We start from the raw sequence: 21237 nt of genomic DNA, 5'->3' as shown, positions 1-21237 counted from the left end.
ATCCCCCTCTATTTATTGCCAACTTTTTTCGTCTTTTTGCCGCTCATCTGGGCCTTGAGCTCCATGACAGTATCACGTAGCGTGGCCGCCTGTTCGAAATCAAGCCGCTTGGCCGCCGCCTGCATCTGCTCGGTCAGCTCGTCGATCATGTTCTGTTGAGCACTCTTCGACAGCTTGGCGAAGTCCTTGGTCGTAAACTCGCTTGCGTCCTCTTGTTCGCCAGTATCCTCCGTCTTGGTAGTGGCCGTGATCGCCTCCTGGATCGGCTTGATGATCGTCTTCGGGGTAATCCCGTGATCCTGGTTGTACTTCATCTGGATGGCCCGCCGCCGCTTGGTCTCGTCGATCGCCTTTTGCATCGATTCCGTGACCGTGTCGGCGTACATGATGACTGCCCCGTGTTCGTTCCGGGCGGCCCGACCAATCGTCTGGATCAGCGAGCGCTCGTTACGCAGGAAGCCTTCCTTGTCGGCATCGAGAATGGCCACCAGGGAGACCTCTGGCACGTCCAGACCCTCCCGCAGGAGGTTGATCCCGACCAGGACGTCGAACTTGCCTAAGCGCAGGTCCCGGATGATCTGGGTCCGCTCCAGGGTCTTGATGTCGGAGTGGAGGTACTTCACCTTCAGCCCGAGGTCCTTCAGATAGTCGGTCAGGTCCTCGGACATCTTCTTGGTCAGTGTCGTCACGAAGACCCGCTCGTGACGCTCGATCCGCTTGTTAATCTCACCGACCAGGTCATCGATCTGGCCCATTACCGGCCGCACCTCAATTGTCGGGTCAAGCAGGCCGGTTGGCCGAATGATCTGTTGGACGACGTGATCGGTCTGTTCCATTTCGTACGGGCCCGGCGTGGCGGACATGTAAACGACCTGGTTGACGTGCTGTTCAAACTCCTTGAGCTTCAGCGGCCGGTTGTCGAGGGCGCTCGGCAGCCGGAAACCGTAGTCGATCAGCATCTGCTTGCGGGCGCGGTCACCGTTGTACATCCCCCGTACCTGAGGCATTGTCTGGTGGGACTCGTCGACCACCAGCAGGAAGTCCTTTGGGAAGAAGTCCAGCAGGGTGTACGGCGGCTCCCCCGGTTTGCGCCGATCCATGTAGCGAGAATAGTTTTCAATCCCGTTGACGTAGCCGACCTCGCGCATCATCTCGATGTCAAAGGTCGTCCGCTGCTGAATTCGTTCCGCCTCCAGCAGCTTGCCCTCGTCAGTGAACTTCTTGACCTGCTTTTTCATGTCGGCCTCAATTTCCGGCAGGGCCAGGTCCATGATGTCCTCGTTGGTCATAAAGTGAGTTGCCGGGAAGATCGAAACCTCCTGGCGGTCGCCCTTGACCTCCCCCGTCAACGCGTCGACCTCCCGGATCCGGTCGATCTCGTCACCGAAGAATTCAATCCGCAGCGCCGTCTCACCGTGTGAAGCCGGGAAAATCTCGACCACGTCGCCGTGAACCCGGAAGCGGCCCCGCTGGAAGTCAATGTCGTTGCGGTCATACTGGATCGTCACCAGCTGGCGCAGAAGGTAGTCGCGCTCGATCTGTTGGCCGACATGGAGGGAAATCACGCTGTTCTGGTATTCGTTCGGATTCCCCAGGCCGAAGATGCTGGAAACCGAGGCGACCACGATCACGTCGTTGCGTTCCAGCAATGCCGTGGTGGCGGCGTTCCGCAGCTTATCGATCTCGTCGTTGATTGAAGCGTCCTTTTCAATGTAGGTATCGCTAGACGGCACGTAGGCTTCCGGCTGGTAATAGTCATAATAGGAAACGAAATATTCGACCGCGTTGTTCGGGAAGAACTTCTTCATTTCGCCGTAGAGCTGGCCGGCCAGGGTCTTGTTATGGGAGAGGATCAGCGTCGGCTTGTTGACGTTGGCGATCACGTTGGAAATCGTGAAGGTCTTCCCGGTCCCGGTTGCCCCCAACAGGATCTGGGCCTTCTCGCCATCCTGGATTCCCTTGGTGAGCTGGGCGATGGCTTCCGGCTGATCACCGGTCGGCTGATAGTCAGAAACAAGGTCAAATTTTCGATCAGGTTGTCGATAAATCAATGACAAATCCCCCTTATTTTTCCGTATACAAGCAAGGCGGTGGGACAGAACTCGCTTGCGAGTTCGTCTTCCCACCCCCGCGAGGCTGGCTAAGCGTCCTGGGCGTTGATTTATCAACGTTCAGGATCCAGCCAGCTACCGCGCTGTAGCATTTTTAACTATACGACAGCAAAAAGGCCGGGTTAATTCCCAGCCTTTTATTTAATTACAATTTAGTTTATCACCCAAACATGCATTCGTCTATTGATTGGCACACCGGAAAAGGAAAAAGCCGCAACGGTAATTGCGACTTTTTCGGGCTAGCTAAAATTATTCAAAATGACGCTTCTTCAGGCCGAAAAGCATTCCGAAACTGGCGGTAAGGAGGCCAAGAACGGTTACTGCAGTTTCGTTCTGGTTACCGGTCTGTGGCAGTCCAGCAGCAGTAGCGGTAGCAGACTGACTTTGTGCTTGCTGTGACTGGGCAGGAGTGGTCTTCACCGCTTGGGTCTCAACTGGTGAGCTTGGTTGCTGCTGGTCAGTTTGGTGAACCGGTTGGGTTGGCTGGTTCGTTTCAGACGTTGCTGGTTCAGTCGGCTGCTGTGATTGAGCAGGAGTCGTCGACTGAATTGAGGTCGGCTGCGTCTGGTTTGGTTGCGTTGGCGTGCTTGACTTCGGATTATCTGGGATTACCGGGTAAGCAGGTGACGTTGACTGCGTCGTTTGACTGGTTTGACTTGGCTGTGTTGGCTGCGTCGTTTGACTAGTCTGACTCGGCTGTGTTGGCTGCGTCGTTTGACTAGTCTGACTCGGCTGTGTTGGCTGCGTCGTTTGACTAGTTTGACTCGGCTGTGTTGGCTGCGTCGTTTGACTAGTCTGACTCGGCTGCGTTGGCTGCGTCGTTTGACTGGTTTGACTTGGCTGCGTTGGCTGCGTCGTTTGACTAGTTTGACTTGGCTGTGTTGGCTGCGTCGTTTGACTAGTCTGACTCGGCTGTGTTGGCTGCGTCGTTTGACTAGTCTGACTCGGCTGTGTTGGCTGCGTCGTTTGACTAGTTTGACTCGGCTGCGTTGGCTGCGTCGTTTGACTAGTCTGACTCGGCTGTGTTGGCTGCGTCGTTTGACTGGTTTGACTTGGCTGTGTTGGCTGCGTCGTTTGACTAGTTTGACTTGGCTGTGTTACTTGACTGCTCTGGCTTGGTGTACTTGGTTGGTGGATATCTACATACGTTCCACCCCGGAGGTCCCAACGGTGAGATTCACCACCGCTAATGTTAACCCGGTTGGCAATCAAATTTCCATCGACGTTAACGTTTGCGTTTACTTCACCCTGAGGATTCAGAACACTGCCTAAAAGATAGCCACTGTTAATATTTAACGTTCCACCATTAGCACCAAAGTTCCAAAGCACATGGTTTGGCTTACTATGTCCTTCATTTGGAGAAATGGTTTGGCCATCATCATACTCCAGCTTTGTTTGAGTATTAAAATTAACGGAACCATTGACATTCATAACCACAACAGGACCGTCTTCTGAAGAACTTAACCCCTTGATAGTCAGTGGCTGGGAGGATGTCAAACAACCAGTCGGCACAGTAACGTAGATAATCTTTGTACCAGCAGCAACATTACTTACATCAATATAATTATTATTGTTATTCTCAAAGTTGACCTTCACACCATCAGTCTGTTTCTGCCGTGCATAATAATTGGCCAGAGATGTCAGGTTGTCGAATTCTTTTTGAAAATCAATGTAGCCACTCTTCTTATAAACAGCACTAGCCTTCAGGTGATCCATTCGGGTCCCATTTACAAAAACCTGACCATTTTTTATTTCAACTTTTGTGTCTTCGCCAAAGACAACATAGTTTTCACTGTTTCGAAAGGCGTTGGAACCCATTTGGTCAACAGTTTCAATGTAGTAAACGTCTCCCTTGGTGTAGTTGTGAGACTCATTTCGTGTTCCAAATTCGTTACCGCTGATGTAATGCTGGGTGGCAATGTTACCGTTAACATCAGCGCCAATTTGAACCTCATTTGCAAAAATATGGAATGATCCGGCCTTGGACAACAGATTGTTATCCAAGTCAGGCAGTGCTGGAAGGGCTGCTTCCTTTTTCGTACTGCTGTTAGCCTTCGTATTATCTTTAGTAGCTTGGTTAGCGGATGATTTAGCAGCTGAACTGTCAACCTTAGCTGCTGATTGTGCACTAGTAGTGGCCTGTGAAGCACCTGGCTGGTCGGGTGCTAGACTTTGTTGTGTTGTGCTCTTTGATCCAGCAGAAGTTGCTGGAACGGCTGCGGACGAATTTACAGCGGCACTGCTCGATACAACCCGTTCACTAACAGCACTTGCACTACTATTAGCACTTACTTGGTCAGCGTTGACTGACGAAACCATTACCCCGAGTGAGAACGTCGCAATCGCCATGGTAAGCCACAATTTACCGGCTTTGTACAACTTATAATGTTTTATTTCGTCAATCTTTTCCAATGTTCTTGCTCCTTTATCAATGATAATTCGTTTTACAATTATCATATTTTATTGAGCAAAACCGCATTGAGCAAGAGCTAGCATGGCCAAACCCGAACATTGTTTCACAATGATATAAACAATTTTTAATTTAAAGTTTTATATTTTAAATTATATTTTTTACATAAAATTTTATAAAACAAACTCGCTTAGGGGTGGCTTTCTACCCCCCCCCCACCAAATTTTAGCGCTTTCACGCAATTGCCATTTTGTCCGGTTGAGTTTCTGATATTTGATAAATCATTCGATAGAAGAGACCTTGTTTAACTAGCCCTCCAGGCTATCCGCCAGGTTGTTGAACAGGTAGTCAAAGGCCAGGGTACTGGCGGTGGTATAGGTGATGTCCGCGTTGTACCACTTGCGTTTCAGGGCCGGCTTCGGGTGCTTGATCTTCTCGTCGAAACCGAGGCTCACCGTCATCCCCAGCCATTCGTAGACCGGGGCCAGCTGGGCCTCATCCCGGGATGCCAGGTAGCCGTTTGGCGTCACCAGCATCGAGCCCTTGCCTTCCAGGGCGTTTAAGTAGATCGCCATGGTCGCCATCAGGGTCTTCCCCTCCCCGGTCTTCATCTCGGCAATGTAGCCCTGGTTGAGGATAATTGCGCCCATTACCTGAACGTCGTAGGGAAACATTCCCAGAATCCGGTAATCGGCTTCCCGAATCGTGGCGAAGGCCTGCGGAAGCACGTCGTCGACGGTCTTGCCGCCTTTGAGCTGGTCACGCAAAAGGTTGGTTTGGTTGCGCAGCTCCGCATCTGACATCTTCCGCATCTTGGGTGCCCAGGCATTGACCTTTCCCAGGATCGCCCGGACATGGTGGAGGTCAACTTTATCAAGAATCATCCTTGATCACCTCCCCAGATGGCATGAATAACCGAAAACAGGCTGACCCAGTCCGGTTCCGAGACGGCTTCCTTCAGCTGGTGCACGTTCGGCCGCCAAACGTAACGGTAAATGTTCTGTGGCCGATCCGCCAAGTAGGCGCGGTTGGTTACCAACCCCTGGAAGGCCGGAAACGAGTTGCAGGCATCGATGACCGCCCGATCAAAGCGCGGCTCACAGGAAATAATGTGGGTGTTGTAGGCCCGGTTTTCCTTCAGCAGATCGGTAATGTCCTGACCGACGTCGTCACGGTGCTGCCAGGAAACCAGCATGATCTGCACTGCCAGGTCACCCGCCAAGCGCTTGAGCCACGGAAAGTCACGTTTGGCCCGCTTCCCCGCCGACATTACCAGCAGGTGGACCGGTTTGTCCGGGTAGTCGGTAATTGGGTCTTGCAGCCAGAGATCATCGTGGACGTCCTTGGGCAGGTCGGCCGTGCAGATTTCAATCCGGTCAAACTCCAGGTGGGTGCAGCCAGCGTTAATCAGTTGCAGCTCGTAATCCACCGTCCCTTCAGGAAAGACAAACTCGTTGTCGTGGCCCTCCAGGTTAAGCTGCTTAATCTCGTCCCCCTGAATGTTGCGAAAGATCAGTCGGGTAATCATCGTCCCGGCCGGTTTTTCCTGTCCCTTGAGGTAGAGCCGATACCGCCGACCAACGGCAAGTACCGGGAGCTGGGGCACCATTTTGGAAAACTGGTAGTTAAGCTTCGACTGCCAGGACATGATGATCTTTCCGGACGCCATTAGCTTATTGTCAAAGCTGACGTGGCCATTTTTTCGGATCTTAATCCGGGAGCCAAAGTGATAGCCATCCTGATATCCGGGGCCCCAGTAGATTTGGTTAATAATGTTTTGCTTCATTATTGATCATCCTCCTGGTAATTGCCAAAGTCATCACGCATCACCTGACGGATCCGGTAGATCATCCAGCTAACCGTGCCATCGGTGTTGTCGTTGTGGTGGCCGGGATAGCCCTTGGTGGCAAACTCCTTGACGTGCTGGATGGCGTTTGAGGATTTAATCTTGGCAACCGCCCGGTCATCGTAGTCATCCTGGTACATGTGGGTGATAAAGAGCCGGGTCCGGGCCAGGTTGTCCTCATCGAACTGGCGCCAGAACTTTTGGTCAATCTCGTGGAGGCCTTTCGGAAAGTCCGTCTGGGTTAGCTGCCGGTCGATATCGAAGATGGTCTCGAATTCGTCTGGCCGCTGCAGCCTTCCCCGCTCGGCCAGGTAGCCGAGGTTGGTCAGCGCCTTGGCTACCACGATGGCGTGTGCTCCTAATTCGCTGCCGAGCTTGATGGCCGGGTAAGTCCCCATTGACACTCCGCACATAACCAGGTCGTCAGTGGTCATCCCGAGCTTGAGCAGGGAACGCATGATGACCCGCTTGATGGCCGGCTCCATGTAGTCACCGGTGTAGAACTGGCCGATTTCGAGCCGCGGATCCGTAAAGAGCAGGCTCGGCGCCTTGAAGCTCCGAAAAAGTGGGTAGGCTTCAAAACCCTCGGCACTCCGGGCACCGGAAAAGTAGACGTTTAATGGCGGCTTGAGGTTGCCGGGATTAAGGTAGTAGGCCACCTGCTCGCCGTTGTGCGGCTCGATCAGCCGCTTGGCGCCGACGATAAAGATACCGGCCCCGTATCGTGCCCAACTGTAGTGGAAAGGCCCTAGGGTAAACTTGCCGTGTCCCCGCATCTGCAGGCTGACGCTGACGAACTGGCCCTCCGTTTGCAGCTTGGTGGGAATGATTTCCTCAGCGTCCTTAGTCGTCACCGGAAAGGTCCACTGACGATCGCCAACAACCAGTTCATTGACCACGATTCGGAGCTCGACGCCGGGCTCCCGGCTCGCCTCCAGCCAGATCCGCAGCCGCCGGTAGGGGTCAACATAGAGCTGGTTGCGGTAGTGGCCAAAGGTCTGCCATTCGTCACTATCCACGCTCAGCTGCAGGTGACCGCCGTCCGGGTAGTTCAGTTCGTCAAACAGCTCCTGGTTGAGGTTGATGTTGTTGGGCAAGACCCGGATCCCGGTCTGGCCGAAGTAGTACTTGTCCGAGATGTCCTTAATCATCTGTTCCGGTGAGCAGGTGAATGGCTTGCCGGCATCCAGCTTGATGAAGCGCTGACCGGCCGCTCCCAGTTGCTTTTCCGTTCCGGGACGGTAGAAGACCGCATAGGGGGTGGAAGCCCAAATCAATTTTTCCCAGTTTTTTGGTGTCAGGTTAACCGCCCCGTCAATGATTACGACCGAGTAGATTGCCGGCTTCTTGGGCGGAAAATTATTATAGTTCCAGGTAATCTCATCGGACATCTTGTACTTTTCCGACCAATCATCACGGCCGCCCAATTGTAAAACGTTGGTTGCCATCGTCTTCTCACCTTACTTCCATAGTTCTTGCCATTTTTGGAAGAGCCGCTGGCTGGAGTGGGTGTTCATGATTTGAACGTCACTAGCTAGGGCCTCATTCCAGTGCTTTAAGTGATCCAGGTAGTAGCTGATCCCCGCCAGCACCTGGTCATTGTCGGTAACCACCAGTCCGTTTTGATGGTCATGAACCTCCTCCGTGGCGTGGCGCTGCAGACGGGGAATCCCGGTGCTGACGGACGCCATCTGCAGGAATTCGTCCGGCTCTTCACCAAGGTCGATCATCAACCGCACCTTATCAAGCACCGTCATCGCATCCCCCACGCTGGGCAGCCGGACTGACTTGAGGTAGAGCTCCGGCAGTTTCTTGGCTCCCTCGAGATCAACCTCGATCATGGCAGGATGGTCCTTATGCAGCCGGAATTCGCCGGGATGGTCGGCACACAGTTGGTTGATAATCTGCTTGGCCTCCAGCTCCTTTTCCTGGCTGTAGTTTAGGAAGAGGAGCTGCTCCTTCTTGTAGTTTTTTAATAGGCGGCTGTAGAGCCGATTGACCAGGTCCATCAGCTCCTGGCCCGTCATGTTTTCGTTAAAAATGGCGATCCGCTGCTGCGCGATCCGCTGACTGTGCCCCAGCCGAAACTGAGAATAAAAGATCGGAATGGTGGTGACTGGCTTATCGAGGTGGAGAAGCTCCTGAACGCTCTCGGCCGTCTTCTCACGGTCCGCCACCATTGTTACCAGATCTGGATTTTGCAGGCCGGCTAAGATCTTCTTGCACGGGTGCCACTGGCTGATTGAGTAGACCGTCGGCACGGTGCTAAAGAGGTCCGGGGCCACTGGCATTTTGTCATCCAATGCGATGACCATGCGCCCGCCGTCCTTATAAACCTGCGGCATCAGGTCGGTTAAGGCCACCTCCCTGATCAGCTCATCCAGGTGGTCGTACTCGCCGTGGGCAAACTGGTCCTTGAACATCGGGTTGACGATTACCTGATCGCTTTCCAGGTTATGGTTGATCCGCCAGTTACCCTGCTCGTCAAAGTAAATGTGCTGGGTCTCCTTGTCGCCGCGGAAGTCTTCCTCCCGTGAAATGAAGCCCCGGCTATCGATGCGCAGCTGCTTAGTTAGCTGCTCATTTTCGTCGTAATATTGCACCAGGATGATTCGACCGGACACGCTAAAGATCACCTGGGCGTACATCTTCTTGTTGACTATTACCTGAATGTGGAAGGAGGAAAACTTGAGGTAGGCTCCAGCTGGCCATGCAAAGTCCTTGTAGCTCAGGCTCTGCCCCTCCTGGTGATGGACGTCTTGAATGTAGTCAAATACCGACAAAATGGAATTCGGGCTCAGGGCCATCTGCCCCAGGCGCTCCAATAAATTGGGCTGGTAATTAAGCAGAAAAAGGCCCACTGGCTGCTTGTTATCCTGAAGCAGCCGGAGTTGGCCCGTCGCGTCATCAAAATCAAGGTGTGGAACGTTGTATGCCCAATCAATAAATAACTCATGCCATGCTGGCACCATGTAATCCATGCTCTACCCCTCTTTTTTCATCAATTTCTCGTAGCGATGCGGAATCACCAGTACCAGAAGCTGGTCCTTAATCAGGTTCATGAACATCACGATCATCACCACGTCCAGCGGAATCAGCGCAAAGGCCGTGTACCGCCCCAAGAATTGCGAACCCACCAGGCCGAGGGTCAGCTGGGCACCGTTGAGCAGGGCGCCGGGCAGACTGAGCCATAGCAGGTGATTGCGAATAAAGCGGGACGTCGGCTTCCCGGGCCGGACGTCGAGGATATAGTTGTTCTTGTTTCGCAGTTCCTTTGCCTGGTCCTTAGGGTTGAGCTGCAGATAGGCAAAGAAGTAGAACAACAGAAAAGTAACTACCATACAGAAGACGACCTGAAAGTGCCAATCGTTGATCTTTTCCCGCCAACTCGTCGTCTGGGCCAGGATCATTGGCAAAGTCAGGATGGCCATCCCCATCATGTAGGTCATCATCCCACCGAGGTTAAGTGCGATTGGAAAGGCCAGCGGTTTCACCGAACTCTTGAGGGTGACGTCAATCATCGAGGCCCGGTAGTAGGCCCGGTTGAAGCCAACCCAGAAGATAATCTCCACCAGGCCAACCAGAATCAGCATCGCCAGCCAGACCTCAGCGTGTGGAATGACCTGCATTCGTTTGATCGAGCGCACCAGCGGCTGGATTGAACCGGAAATCATGTTGAACAGGATCAGGGTCATCGTTCCCCCGATGCCAAACTGCATGTTCATGAAGCCCAGCCAAACCACCAACATACTGCCGGCCACCAGGATGATCACCACCGCGGTCGCCTGCCGATAGTTGGCGGTCAAATGGAAGGTCAGGGTGATCGCAATCGCCTGCACGGTCGCCAGGATCAGCATCAGCCACTGCTGCACGATCATCGTCTGGTGCTGGGAGAGCGAATCGGTCCAGAAGAGCTTGGTCATCGACATCAGCTGGACAATCATCATCGCGATCATCAACGGGTTCAGTCCCACGGAAAACAGCGAGAGCGTCTGCAAGTTGGCCCCGCCCATGAAACTCATCAGGCCGATTGGGGTCTTAGCCAGCATGTTCCGGTACATTTCCGTCATCCGGACAAAGGGCAGGGGAATACTGCTTCCCAAGATATATATCAGCAGCACAAAGAGGCTGAAGGCCACGCGGTCGCGGAGAATATTTAGTTGATAGGGCTTTTTCATTGCTTATTCTCCCCCAACATCAATTTTCATTCAGCTTAAACCGTTAAAAACTTTTAAGCTTATAAACAAATTCATTTTAGCACTTATATTCTTATAATTCAGTATTATCGAAACATTCATGAACATTTTTGCCCGCCGTGCGCGGTTAATTTATTGCATTGCAATCACAGTCGCCCTTCCATACTTTGCTCTGGAAAATGGCCATTTGCAGTTTTTTTCTTATCGATTGATAGTTAAAAAGAGGCTGGGTTGTCCCCCGCCTCTTTTGATCGAAGCTAATCATTTGGTCTGGCCGCCAAAAGCTGTCGAATGGTAGCGACCATCTTATCAACGTCCCCCGCCGGAATAACCGTGTAGTCCGGTTCGCTCTCAAGCATATCCGTCTTGACATCGGCAAAGGTCAGGATCGGCACCTGGCGATTGAGCATTTCTTGCATGATCTCCATGTTTTGTTTATCGCGCGGCTGTGCATTGATGTCCAGGTAAATCGTCGTCTTGTCGATGTTTTCCTTTAAGATGTACTTGTTAACCTGCTCGTGGATTCTCACGTTCGGGTAGCGCAGCATCACCTGCAGGACCGGGCCCACCATTGTCGGGGCGGCAATATTGAAGTCACAGTCTGGAAAGGCCTTCACCAGTGCTTCCAATTGACTGAGATCCTGGGTATAGGTAAAGGTGAAAAACTGCGGGCGCTGGGTGGCCTGCTTTCTGAGCATCGCTACCCGCCGCTGAGCGATGAGTTCGGGATAATCAAGGTTACGGTATTCCCACCACTTTTCACGGAGCCGCATTGCGCTCATCAGCCACCAGGGCTTGTTGACCCCCGTGTAATGAATGATCGTAAAGGGGCGCGACTCCTCTAGGTTCTTCGAGAAACGGTCGTATTCGTTATTGTAGACCACGGAAAGGTCGTCACCGATTTGGACATTATATTTCCCGGGTAATTTTTCGAAGTCGTCCTTGAAGACCTCGTTGAGAATTGACTGGTCGTCCTTCTTGTGGCTAACCGTTCCCTTCTCCAGCATTTCAGCCGTGAAGTTAGTGGCCCGCAATCGGGTATTATCTATCAGTAAAAGGCCCGCGTTAAAGACGTTCGGATCCATCGGGGTCAGGACGGCACCAAGGGTGTGACCATGGAGCGGGTACTGATAGAGTCCGTCCAGGGACCCGTCGACAACCATGTCGACATCCATGTAGATGACCCGTCTTCTGGGATGAGCTTGGGGATCAGAAAACGACCGAACGTCATCTTGGTAAGGAACTGATTGGAGACCACCACGTTGTCCAGGAGCGTCGGGTCGTACTTCACGTCAACGACCTGGATGTCCAAGAAGTGCAGACGCCGATTAATATTGGCAAACCATTCTTGTGGAAGGTCCTCGTTCAGGACGTAGATTTTAACATTGTCATTGTGACAAGCGATGGACTTGATCAGCGTTTCCGCTGGCATGAGAAAGGTCATGTCGGTCGAAAGTACTATTATTTTTTTCATACCCCTCACCCCAAATATAAATTATTTTCTATTCTTAATAACATTGTATCCTATTTTCCGTAGCCAGCGTACACTTTTCTAAATGTTTTTGACACTAATCCCATGACTTGTCAGACTGTCCACGGTGCCAGCGCACGGAAAACAGCTGCGGTGAGGACCCGCTTTGAAAAGAGTCCCTGACGCGTCAGCCGCCCTAAGCGCCAGGCGTTTTGGGCTAAACGGAAGTACTGCTGCGGCGGCAATTTCATCACCTGATCAATCGCATCGCTAATTGAATCCGCCACGATGCCCAGGTGTTCACGGGTGATCAGTTTTTCCTGCGCAACTCCTCGATGCGCGATCACCGGCAACCCTGCGCTGAGGTAGGCCCCCAACTTGAAGGAGGTGTTGATTTTCATGTAGTTATACCAGCGCTCGTCGGCTTCCCACAAAAGGCCGTAGCCCCCAAGGTTATGCATCTTCAGCACTAGAATATCGTTGGGCAAAAAATTGCCGTTAAAAACATTCTTGCTCCGAACCCGCGTCCGGGAATAGTTCACCAGGGGCACCTCAGCGCTCGGCCAGGTATCGATAAAATCGAACTTGTCCCGGTCACCGGCGAACTGGATAATCGGCGTGTACTTGCTAATTGGTTGGTCCAGCCGGTCAAACTCAACCCGGTTGTCCCAAACCTCCTGGTAAACAATCTGGCTTGACGGAATGATCAGCCCATAACCGCGGAGGCATTTTGCCGTGTGGCGGTTGGGCAAAATCATTACGGTCGCCTGATTATAAAGATGAATCCAGGTTGTCAGCTCCTTTTGCTCGGTCGCGCCAAATTCAAGTGGCTCGACGTCGTGGACAAAATAGACGATTCTAACCCCTTGCTTTTTCAAAAGGCGAACCAAGGACTGTTCAAACGCAAATTGAAACCACAGCGGGGACTGAATAATCACCACGTCCCCAGCGTGGACCTTGGCGGATATTGACCGGAGCTCTTCCTGACCATCGGCCTTAACGTCTTCAAAGCTCACCGGGAAGCTCAGCTCACGAAAGCCAAGCTCACGGCCAACCTGCGCTTCAAGATCTTGACCCAATTGGGCTGCTCCCGCCATCCCCTTCATGCTCGTTATCCAAACGGTCATTGCTCCGCCCCCTTCGCAAGGCCTTGTCCATCTAATAGTGCCCGGTATTCCCCCTCAAGCAGGGCGCGCCGTAGGAAATAACCCCGGCGGCTCAATCGACCAAACTGCTCAACGCGACGGGCCATCGCCTCGTAAATGGCCGCCGGCGTTTGCCGAATGCACCGGGCGGCACCAGCAGGCGATTCAACAACGTGACCCAGGCCATAGCGGTAAACCCAGGCCGACTGGGGATTTGATTTGGCAACCACCAGGGGCAAGCTAGCGGCAACAAAACTCCCCAGATTCATTTGCAAGGCATCGTCATCCAGCAGCAGGCCAAAGCCACCCTCCTGATGCAGGGCAAGGATAAGGGCGTCGTTCTCCGCCTGTCCCCGGTCAATGCAAGCCGGGTTATCAACCGCAAAGCCCGCATTGTAAACATGCTCTGGCACTGCGGCAACTGCCCAAGAATTAAGGGCCGCTGGCGTCGGTGGATCACAGACGTTGAGGTGCCGACTAAATGTCGGAAGCTGGGAAAAGCTCAAGTTGCTGACGGCATCCAGGAGCTGGCAAGTGATGACTGGCCGGTCAGTTACGTCCAGCTGGGCCACGCGTCTGCCAGCCGGCGAGTCAGGGACAATCACGGCATTCGAGCGCTTAAGCAAGGCACGACTTTGTTCCAGCAGGCCCGGCCGGCTAAACAGCAACCGGTGCAGGAAAAGCACCAGGGGGATACTCGCTTGGTCTTTGTCAAGGCTGTCGAGGACGGCCAGCAGAGTCTCGCCGACAACCTGATCGCTCGCCAGCGGCAGCTGCACAATCAGCCCATCCCCCGCACTGAGTGGTCGCAGAGCAGCTAACAGCTCAGTTGCAAGCCGCTCCTGCTGACACTGACGAATGCCGATTGTCGAAATCCCAATGGACGCGGCCGCCTGCGCGACGCGGGCCTGCAGCTGGTCATCCCGGCTGCCACCACCGTATATCTGTGTGATATAAAACGCCATTTTGCCACCCCCTCTAGTTGAGATTTAATTTAATTATAAGTGTTTTAATAATTGAGCGCAATTTTGCTAATAAATGTTGTAAAATCAAATTAAAGTGAGGGAGGTGGCAATTTGTTGCCGGGAGCATTAACTCCTGGGTGTCATCAAATAGTGCTTCATTGTCGTTTTATAAATCACCAGATAAATTATCTCGTTTTTATCAAGCAAGGAAGGAAAAGCGCATGTCTGAAAAAGTTTCTGTAATTGTTCCCGCATATAACCTCAAGGACTACCTGGCAACCTGCCTCGATAGCATCCTTAACCAGTCCTATCACAACCTCGAAGTAATCGTCGTCGATGACCAGTCCACCGACGGCACGCTGGCGGTGGCTGCTCGTTACGCCCTGGCCGACCACCGGGTTCGCTTCATCAGCCAGCATCACGCTGGGCTCGGGGCGGCTTACAACCTCGGCCTGCAGCTGGCAACCGGCGATCTGATTACCTTCGTGCACGGCGATGATCTCCTCGACCCAGATTTTCTGGCGCAAACGACCCGGGCGCTTGAGGACGACCAGGCGAATATCGCCATTACCAACTTCACCCAGTTCGACGATCCGCGCCAGGCCACCCTTTACCATGACACGACGGTCGAAAACTCACTGGCGGGAACCCATACTCCCCTGGAATGGTTCCGGTACGCCGACTATGAGCCCAACTGGATCAATCAGCTCCACCGGACTTCAACCGGCAAGCTCTATCGGCGGGCCGTCTTCGATAGCGTCATGTTCCCGGACAACAACTTCCCGGACGATATGACCGTCTGGAAGCTCTACCTGAACGCCCAGCGCATCGCCTACTTGACGGACCCACTGTACTGCCGCCGTATTAACCGGCCCGGCAGTCTCCAGCAAAAGAAGGTGTTCAACCTGTCCGTAACCGGTCTGGAAGCGGCCCTGGCAATTCTGAACATTCTCGGTGCCGATACCCAGGCGATTGCCAATTGCTACCGTCAGCAGCTGCAGTTCATCAAGGATCACGCCCTGGATGGCAACCAACTCTGGGCCTACCAGGATGCCGTCGAGAAGCTGAGCATTCTGGACCGGCTTGAAGAGGGGGACGCCGATGAATGATGAAACCATCACCGTTGTCGTGCCCTTCTACAACGAGGCCAAGTACCTGGCCAAGTGCATTGAATCGGTGATTAAGCAGACCTACACGAATTGGCGACTCCTGCTAGTGGACGACAGCTCGACGGACGAGTCCCCGGCAATTTGCAAATTCTACGCGGCCAGGGACAAACGAATTAAATACTTCCGCTTCCCCCACCGTGGCATCTCCGCCAACCGCAACTCCGCCCTGGACCTGGTCGACACGTCCCTGTTTACCTTTCTGGACGGTGATGACCAGTTCGAGTCAATTTTCCTGACCACCCTCTACCAGCGAATGCAGGAGACGAACAGCGACATCGCGGTCGGCTACGTTCATGGCTATAACTCCGACCACGATCACTACTACGACTTTGGCAGCAAGAATATCGACAAGGTGAAAATCAAACCCTGGTACACCCCCAAGGAATGGTTCGGCGACCTCTTCCCCCACATCCGGCAGGTCTTTTGGACCCCTTGCGTCAAGCTTTTTCGCACGCGGGTCTTTGATCACGTTCGCTTCCCGGAGAATCAGGTGGTTGACGATGTCTACACGATGTGGAAGCCCTACTTTAACGCCAAGCGGATCACCTTCGTCAACGCCAACCTCTACCAGTTCGAGGTCCACCTCGATTCGCAGAGTCGCTCGTCAGCCACGACAATCGCCCACCCCTACGAATACATCGAGCCGGTCATTTCCCTGCTCAGCATCCTTGGCGTTCCCATTCACTACTTCGCCGATCAATACCTCAATGACGTGATGAACACCAACCGGGATGCCCTGTCCCAAAACAATCTCTTCGCCGACCAGGACACTAAGTTTAAGCAGCCACTGCTTTTGAAGCAGCTCCACTGGACCCCGATTAGCGATTTGAAAGCCAACGATGAACAATCACCGTCCCAGTCGACAACGAGCAGCGATGATTGACGGCTTACATCCACTAAATCATTTCGAGCATTAACAAAAATTTCCACCACAATCACTCAGGATCGTGGTGGAAATTTTATTTTGACTTTAAATTAGTGTCGCCGTTTATTCTTCAGCGAATGCCTGCAGGGCCTTTTCAAAGTCGGCCAGCTTGGCATTGGCGGCGTCGAGGGAATCAGCGCTCGTGCCGATGTAGAACTTCAGCTTTGGTTCAGTGCCGGATGGACGAATGGCAATCCAGGTCTCGTCATCCAGAACGTAACGCAGCACGTTGGATTCTGGAATGCCCAATTCGCTGACCTTGCCATCGGCGGTCGTCTTGGTGCCCTTGGAGAAGTCCTCGGTAACGACAACCTGGTGACCAGCGAAGTCCTTTGGTGCCTCTTCCCGGAACTTCTTCATCAGGCCCTGGATCTTGGCTGGACCGTCAACCCCGGCGTAGGTGTTAGCAATCGTCTTTTCACGGAAGTAACCGTACTTCTTGAAGAGTTCTTGCAGGCCATCGTACAGGGTCATGTTGCGACTCCGGTAGTAGGCCGCTACTTCGGCCAGCAGGGTCAGGGACTGGATGGCATCCTTGTCCCGAACGAATGGCTTGATCAGGTAGCCGTAGCTTTCCTCGAAGCCAAACATGAAGGTGTGGTCAGCCTTGCCAGTCTCGTACTGGTGAATCTGGTCGGCAATCCACTTGAAGCCGGTCAGGACGTTGATCATCTTGACACCGTAGTCCGCAGCGATCTTGGCCGCGAAGTTGGTGGAAACGATCGACTTAACGGCCGCCGCGTTCTTCGGCAGGGTACCCGCCTGCTTGTGGGCTTCCAGGATGTAGTGAAGCATGATCGATGCGATCTGGTTCCCGGTCAGCAGTTGGTATTCACCGTTTGGCTGACGAACGGCGCAGCCCAGCCGGTCGGCATCGGGGTCGGTGGCGATCAGCACGTCGGCGTCGATCTGCTTGCCAAGCTTGATGGAGCGAACAAAGGCTTCGGGGAATTCCGGGTTCGGGTGTTCCAGACCTGGGAAGTCACCGTTTGGTTGGGCTTCGGTTGGTTCAATCGTGAAGTTGGTAAAGCCGGCCTGGCGCAGGGCCCGTTCACCCAGCATCCGACCAGTCCCGCATAGTGGCGTGAAGACGAACTTCATGTCCTTGCCGTATTCCTTAGCCAGTTCAGGGTTGACCGTGACTTCCTTGGCTAATTGCAGGTAGGCGTGGTCGACATCTTCACCCATGACCGTCTCCAGGCCGCTGTTGAGCATTTCTTGTTCATCAGCCAGCTTGATGTCGAAAATGTCTTTGATGCCCCGGATGTAGCCGGTCATCATGTCGGATTCCTTCGGTGGCATCTGACCACCATCTTCACCGTAGATCTTGTAGCCGTTGTATTCCTTCGGGTTGTGGCTCGCCGTAATCATGATTCCGGCGTAGGTGTGGTTGTGACGAACGGCAAATGACAGTTCAGGGGTTGGCCGAACGTTGTCGTAGATGTAAACCTTAATGCCGTGAGCACCCAGGACCCGGGCAGAGTCGTGGGCAAACTGATAGGAATTGTGACGAGAGTCGTAGCCGATCGCCACACCCCGGGCCTTGATGTCGTCACCCAGTGATTCCATCAGGGTTGCCAGGCCCTCAGTTGCCTGCCGAACCGTGTAGATGTTCATCCGGTTGATCCCGGGACCCATCAAGCCCCGCATGCCGGCCGTCCCAAATGACAGCGGACCGTAAAAGGCGTCTTCGATTTCCTTATCATCGCTTAATTCGTCCAATTCTTGCTTCAGCTTTGGATCGAGATCAGTTTGTTTCTTCCATACTTGGTAAGTATCTTTCCAGCTCACAGTGATGTCCCCTTTACATTTTTCTCTGCCACTAGTATACCGCATTCTGCACCGACCTGCCGCCCTCCCAGCAAAGTTTACTAAAGTTTTACTTGTGTACCAAAAAAGAGACGTGCTGCGATACAGGCACGACCCTTAATCTTAGTTCAAACTACTGATGTACTTATAAACCTGCTGGCCGGCAATGGCACCGTCGCCGACCGCCGTTGCGATCTGACGCAGCGGCGTCTCGCGGACATCCCCGATCGCAAAGATCCCGGGAAGGCTGGTCTTCATCTCGTTATCGGTCTTGACCCAGCCCTGGTCGTCGAGGATTCCCAGGTTGGCAAAGGGAGCGGTCATCGGGTAGGCCCCGACGTAAATGAAGACCCCGTCGACTGGCATCTCGCCGTCCTCACCGGTTTGGTTGTTGTGGGTCTTGACGCCACGAACCTTAACGTCGTCGCCCGTGATCTCAGTCACGCTGGTGTTGTAGACAAAGTCCAGCTTGTCGTTCTTAGCGGCCTCGTCCTGTAGCATTGGCTGGGCCTTCAGGTGGTCGCCACGGACCAGGACGGTCACCTTCTTGGCTAGCTGGGTCAGGTAGATTCCCTCTTCGACTGCGGAATCCCCGCCACCGACTACGGCCAAGTTCAGTCCCTTGAAAAAGGCCCCGTCGCAGACCGCGCAGTAGGAAACGCCCCGGCCGCCAAACTCCTCTTCGCCCGGCACGTCCAGGTGGCGCTGGCCAGAACCAGTGGCGATGACGACTGCCTTGGCGATGTAAGTGTCGCCCATGTCGGTCGTGATCTTCTTGGTTGCGCCCTGGTCCTCAACCTTGGTGACCGTCCCGTAGGCGTATTCGGCGCCAAACTGGGTGGCACTCTCGTACATGTCCTTGGCCAGGTCCGGCCCCTTGACGCTCTTGAAGCCGGTGTAGTTTTCAATTGTGGCGGTATTGTTCAGATTGCCACCGTAGATCCCCCGGTCAAGCATCACGACGGACAGGTTGGCCCGGGAAGCATACATGGCGGTGGTCAGGCCACCGGGACCCGCACCGATCACCACAACATCATAGTGCTTTTCTTCTGCCATTTTGATTCCTCCACAAATAAATTCTTGACTATATCATACTGGCCGCGGATCCAAATGTCCATCGTTTTGCTTACTTTTTATAAGCACAAGTGTAAAAAAAGAAGTTGGGAATTAACTCAACTTCTTGATTGTTTAAATTACTTCTTTGCGCTGGACTTCTTGTCCTCAGCCGCCAGCTTGGCGCCGAGATCCTTGATGTAGGCACGCAGCTCATCCTTAACTTGTGGGTGCTGCAGACCGTATTCAATGTTGGTCTTAACCCAGCCGAACTTGTTACCAACGTCGTAACGGTCGCCCTTGTATTCACGAGCGAAGACCCGTTGCGTTTGGTTCAGGGTGTCGATGGCATCCGTCAGCTGAATTTCGTTGCCCTTGCCCGGCTTCGTCTTGGCCAGAACGTCAAAAATTTCTGGGGTGAAGACGTAGCGACCAATGATGGCCAGGTCGCTTGGTGCGTCCTTCGGGGCCGGCTTTTCAACAAAGCTCGTCACGTTGTACAGGCCCGGCGTAACTTCCTTGCTTGGGTTGATAACGCCGTACTTGGCGGTGTCCTCGTGTGGTACTCGCATTACGGCCAGGGTGGAGGCCCCGGTCTGTTCGTAGCTTTCGATCAGCTGCTTGGTCAGCGGTTCACCGTTGTTGTTGATGTTGTTCAGATCGTCACCGAGCATGACCACGAATGGTTCGTCGCCGATGAAGTCGCGGGCGGTCAAAACGGCATCCCCGAGGCCGCGTGGGTGTGACTGCCGAATGAAGTAGATGTTGATGTCGGTCGTTTCTTCGACCAGCTTCAGCATGGCATCCTTGTGCTTAGCACGCAGGTTGTCTTCCAGTTCAGGGTTGGAATCGAAGTGGTCCTCGATCGAGCGCTTGTTCTTGCCGTCAACGACAACGATGTCTTCGATGCCGGACTTGCGTGCTTCCTCAACGATAAACTGGATCGTTGGCTTATCAACAATGGGCAGCATTTCCTTGGCTAAGGCCTTGGTAGCAGGCAGGAAACGGGTCCCCAACCCGGCTGCCGGAATAATCGCTTTTCTAACACGTTTCATAACGAAAAAATCCTTTCCATAACTTCAATCTCTCATTGTACCCGGTTGTATTTTACCATAATTATTCCATCTCTGACGTAAGATCTCGGCTCATTAGCTGAGAAATTGCGGTTTTAATGCTCTCGCCCTGGTATAAAACCTGGTACAATGCTTCGGTTATTGGCATTTTTACCTGACGTTTTTTACTAAGCTCATAGGCAGCCTTGGTGGTGTAAACTCCCTCGATGACCATCCCCATGTTTTTAATGACGTCGTCGAGCTGTTGGCCCTGGCCAAGCTGGTAGCCGGCACGCCAATTCCGGGAATTCTTGCTGGTGGCGGTAACGATCAGGTCCCCCACCCCGGACAGGCCGATGAAGGTCATTGGGTTGGCGCCAAAGGCCACGCCCAGCCGGCGGATTTCGGCCAGGCCCCGGGTGATCAAGGCGGCACGAGCGTTGTCGTGGTAACCCAATCCCTGCAGGGCCCCGGCACCAATGGCAATAATGTTCTTCAGGGCCGCACCAAATTCGGCGCCGATCACGTCATCGTTGGTGTAGACCCGGAAGTAATCGTTACTAAAGAGTTTTTGTACCTTTTGAGCATCAGCCAGGTTGGCACAGGCGGCCGTGACGGCGGTCACATCCTTGATGGCCACGGATTCGGCATGGCTTGGCCCGGACAGCACCACCACGTCGCGACGGTATTCAGGGGCGATTTCTTCCTTGATCATTTCGGACGGCCGCTTGTAGGTGTTTTGTTCCAGCCCTTTAGTGGCGTGCATGATCAGCGACTGCTGGCCGAGGTCGGCCAGGACGGCGTTGAGCTTCTTGGCAACCTCCCGGATCCCCTTGGTCGGGATCACGATCAGCACCACGTCGGCCCCAGCCACGGCCTCCTTCATGTCGGCCGTAGCGTGAAGATCACTGGAATAGGTAAAATCCTTCATGTAGGCCGGGTTGACGTGCTCCCGGTTGAGCTGATCAACCTGGTCCTGGTCCCGTGACCAGAGAAGCACATCGTGACCGTTTTCTACCAACATGTTTGCCAGCACGCTGCCCCAAGAGCCCGCGCCGAGTACTGCTACTTTTTCAGTCATAAAA

General features: G+C 53.5%; 14 protein-coding genes and 2 pseudogenes. 2 read left to right on the top strand and 14 right to left on the bottom strand.

The genetic code is table 11. The features are described 5' to 3' along the window. Window positions 1–8 precede the first annotated feature (8 nt). The 10 genes and pseudogenes from uvrB to LKE23_RS09695 form a co-directional block, all read right to left on the bottom strand. Complete coding sequence (uvrB, locus tag LKE23_RS09740; protein ID WP_291977154.1) at window positions 9–2051, bottom strand: excinuclease ABC subunit UvrB; 2043 nt, start codon at window positions 2049–2051, stop codon at window positions 9–11. Window positions 2052–2360: 309 nt separating this feature from the next. Next, a complete protein-coding gene (locus tag LKE23_RS09735; protein WP_291977153.1) occupies window positions 2361–4568 on the bottom strand; it encodes a KxYKxGKxW signal peptide domain-containing protein in 2208 nt (735 codons plus the stop codon). Window positions 4569–4835: 267 nt separating this feature from the next. Next, window positions 4836–5405 (bottom strand): annotated as a pseudogene (locus tag LKE23_RS09730) (DEAD/DEAH box helicase); the annotation flags it as partial. Continuing rightward, the gene (gene asp3, locus LKE23_RS09725; RefSeq protein ID WP_291977151.1) at window positions 5402–6307 is read right to left on the bottom strand and encodes an accessory Sec system protein Asp3; all 906 of its coding nucleotides are present in this window, start codon (window positions 6305–6307) and stop codon (window positions 5402–5404) included. The gene asp3 and the pseudogene LKE23_RS09730, both read right to left, overlap by 4 nt. Continuing rightward, window positions 6307–7815, bottom strand: coding sequence for an accessory Sec system protein Asp2 (gene asp2, locus LKE23_RS09720; RefSeq protein ID WP_291977150.1), 1509 nt, complete (start codon window positions 7813–7815; stop codon window positions 6307–6309). The genes asp3 and asp2 overlap by 1 nt, the downstream gene beginning before the upstream one ends. 12 nt (window positions 7816–7827) lie before the next feature. Beyond that, complete coding sequence (gene asp1 / locus LKE23_RS09715) at window positions 7828–9348, bottom strand: accessory Sec system protein Asp1 (RefSeq protein WP_291977149.1); 1521 nt, start codon at window positions 9346–9348, stop codon at window positions 7828–7830. A gap of 3 nt (window positions 9349–9351) precedes the next feature. After that, window positions 9352–10545, bottom strand: a complete 1194-nt coding sequence (secY2, locus tag LKE23_RS09710) for an accessory Sec system protein translocase subunit SecY2 (RefSeq protein ID WP_291977148.1) — start codon at window positions 10543–10545, stop codon at window positions 9352–9354. Between the two features lie 275 nt (window positions 10546–10820). Then, window positions 10821–11995 (bottom strand): annotated as a pseudogene (locus LKE23_RS09705) (glycosyltransferase family 8 protein). 152 nt (window positions 11996–12147) lie between these two features. Next, complete coding sequence (locus LKE23_RS09700) at window positions 12148–13161, bottom strand: hypothetical protein (RefSeq protein ID WP_291977147.1); 1014 nt, start codon at window positions 13159–13161, stop codon at window positions 12148–12150. Beyond that, on the bottom strand, window positions 13158–14144 hold the full coding sequence (locus tag LKE23_RS09695) for a hypothetical protein (protein WP_291977146.1): 987 nt from the start codon (window positions 14142–14144) through the stop codon (window positions 13158–13160). The genes LKE23_RS09700 and LKE23_RS09695 overlap by 4 nt, the downstream gene beginning before the upstream one ends. Before the next feature lie 221 nt (window positions 14145–14365). On the opposite strand from LKE23_RS09695, the gene LKE23_RS09690 reads away from it, so the two are divergent. Together LKE23_RS09690 and LKE23_RS09685 are read left to right on the top strand one after the other, a co-directional pair. After that, on the top strand, window positions 14366–15253 hold the full coding sequence (locus tag LKE23_RS09690) for a glycosyltransferase family 2 protein (RefSeq protein WP_291977145.1): 888 nt from the start codon (window positions 14366–14368) through the stop codon (window positions 15251–15253). Next, window positions 15246–16196: a glycosyltransferase family 2 protein gene (locus LKE23_RS09685; protein WP_291977144.1), complete on the top strand. Its 951-nt coding sequence runs from the start codon at window positions 15246–15248 to the stop codon at window positions 16194–16196. Before LKE23_RS09690 ends, LKE23_RS09685 begins: the two co-directional genes overlap by 8 nt. A gap of 105 nt (window positions 16197–16301) precedes the next feature. Here LKE23_RS09685 and LKE23_RS09680 read toward each other — a convergent pair whose 3' ends face one another. The 4 genes from LKE23_RS09680 to LKE23_RS09665 form a co-directional block, all read right to left on the bottom strand. Next, window positions 16302–18029 carry a phospho-sugar mutase gene (locus LKE23_RS09680; protein ID WP_291977143.1) on the bottom strand — a complete coding sequence of 576 codons (1728 nt, stop codon included), beginning with the start codon at window positions 18027–18029 and terminating at the stop codon, window positions 16302–16304. A 141-nt stretch (window positions 18030–18170) separates the two neighbouring features. After that, window positions 18171–19103 carry a thioredoxin-disulfide reductase gene (gene trxB / locus LKE23_RS09675; RefSeq protein WP_291977142.1) on the bottom strand — a complete coding sequence of 311 codons (933 nt, stop codon included), beginning with the start codon at window positions 19101–19103 and terminating at the stop codon, window positions 18171–18173. A 137-nt stretch (window positions 19104–19240) separates the two neighbouring features. Beyond that, complete coding sequence (gene galU / locus LKE23_RS09670) at window positions 19241–20155, bottom strand: UTP--glucose-1-phosphate uridylyltransferase GalU (RefSeq protein WP_291977141.1); 915 nt, start codon at window positions 20153–20155, stop codon at window positions 19241–19243. A 61-nt stretch (window positions 20156–20216) separates the two neighbouring features. Continuing rightward, window positions 20217–21233, bottom strand: coding sequence for an NAD(P)H-dependent glycerol-3-phosphate dehydrogenase (locus LKE23_RS09665; RefSeq protein WP_291977140.1), 1017 nt, complete (start codon window positions 21231–21233; stop codon window positions 20217–20219). Window positions 21234–21237 lie beyond the last annotated feature (4 nt).

This window comes from Limosilactobacillus sp., from assembly GCF_022482365.1.
Taxonomy (GTDB): Bacteria; Bacillota; Bacilli; order Lactobacillales; family Lactobacillaceae; genus Limosilactobacillus.
The sequence above is the reverse complement of the archived record's forward strand: the minus strand, read 5'-3'. Positions and strand labels throughout refer to the sequence as shown.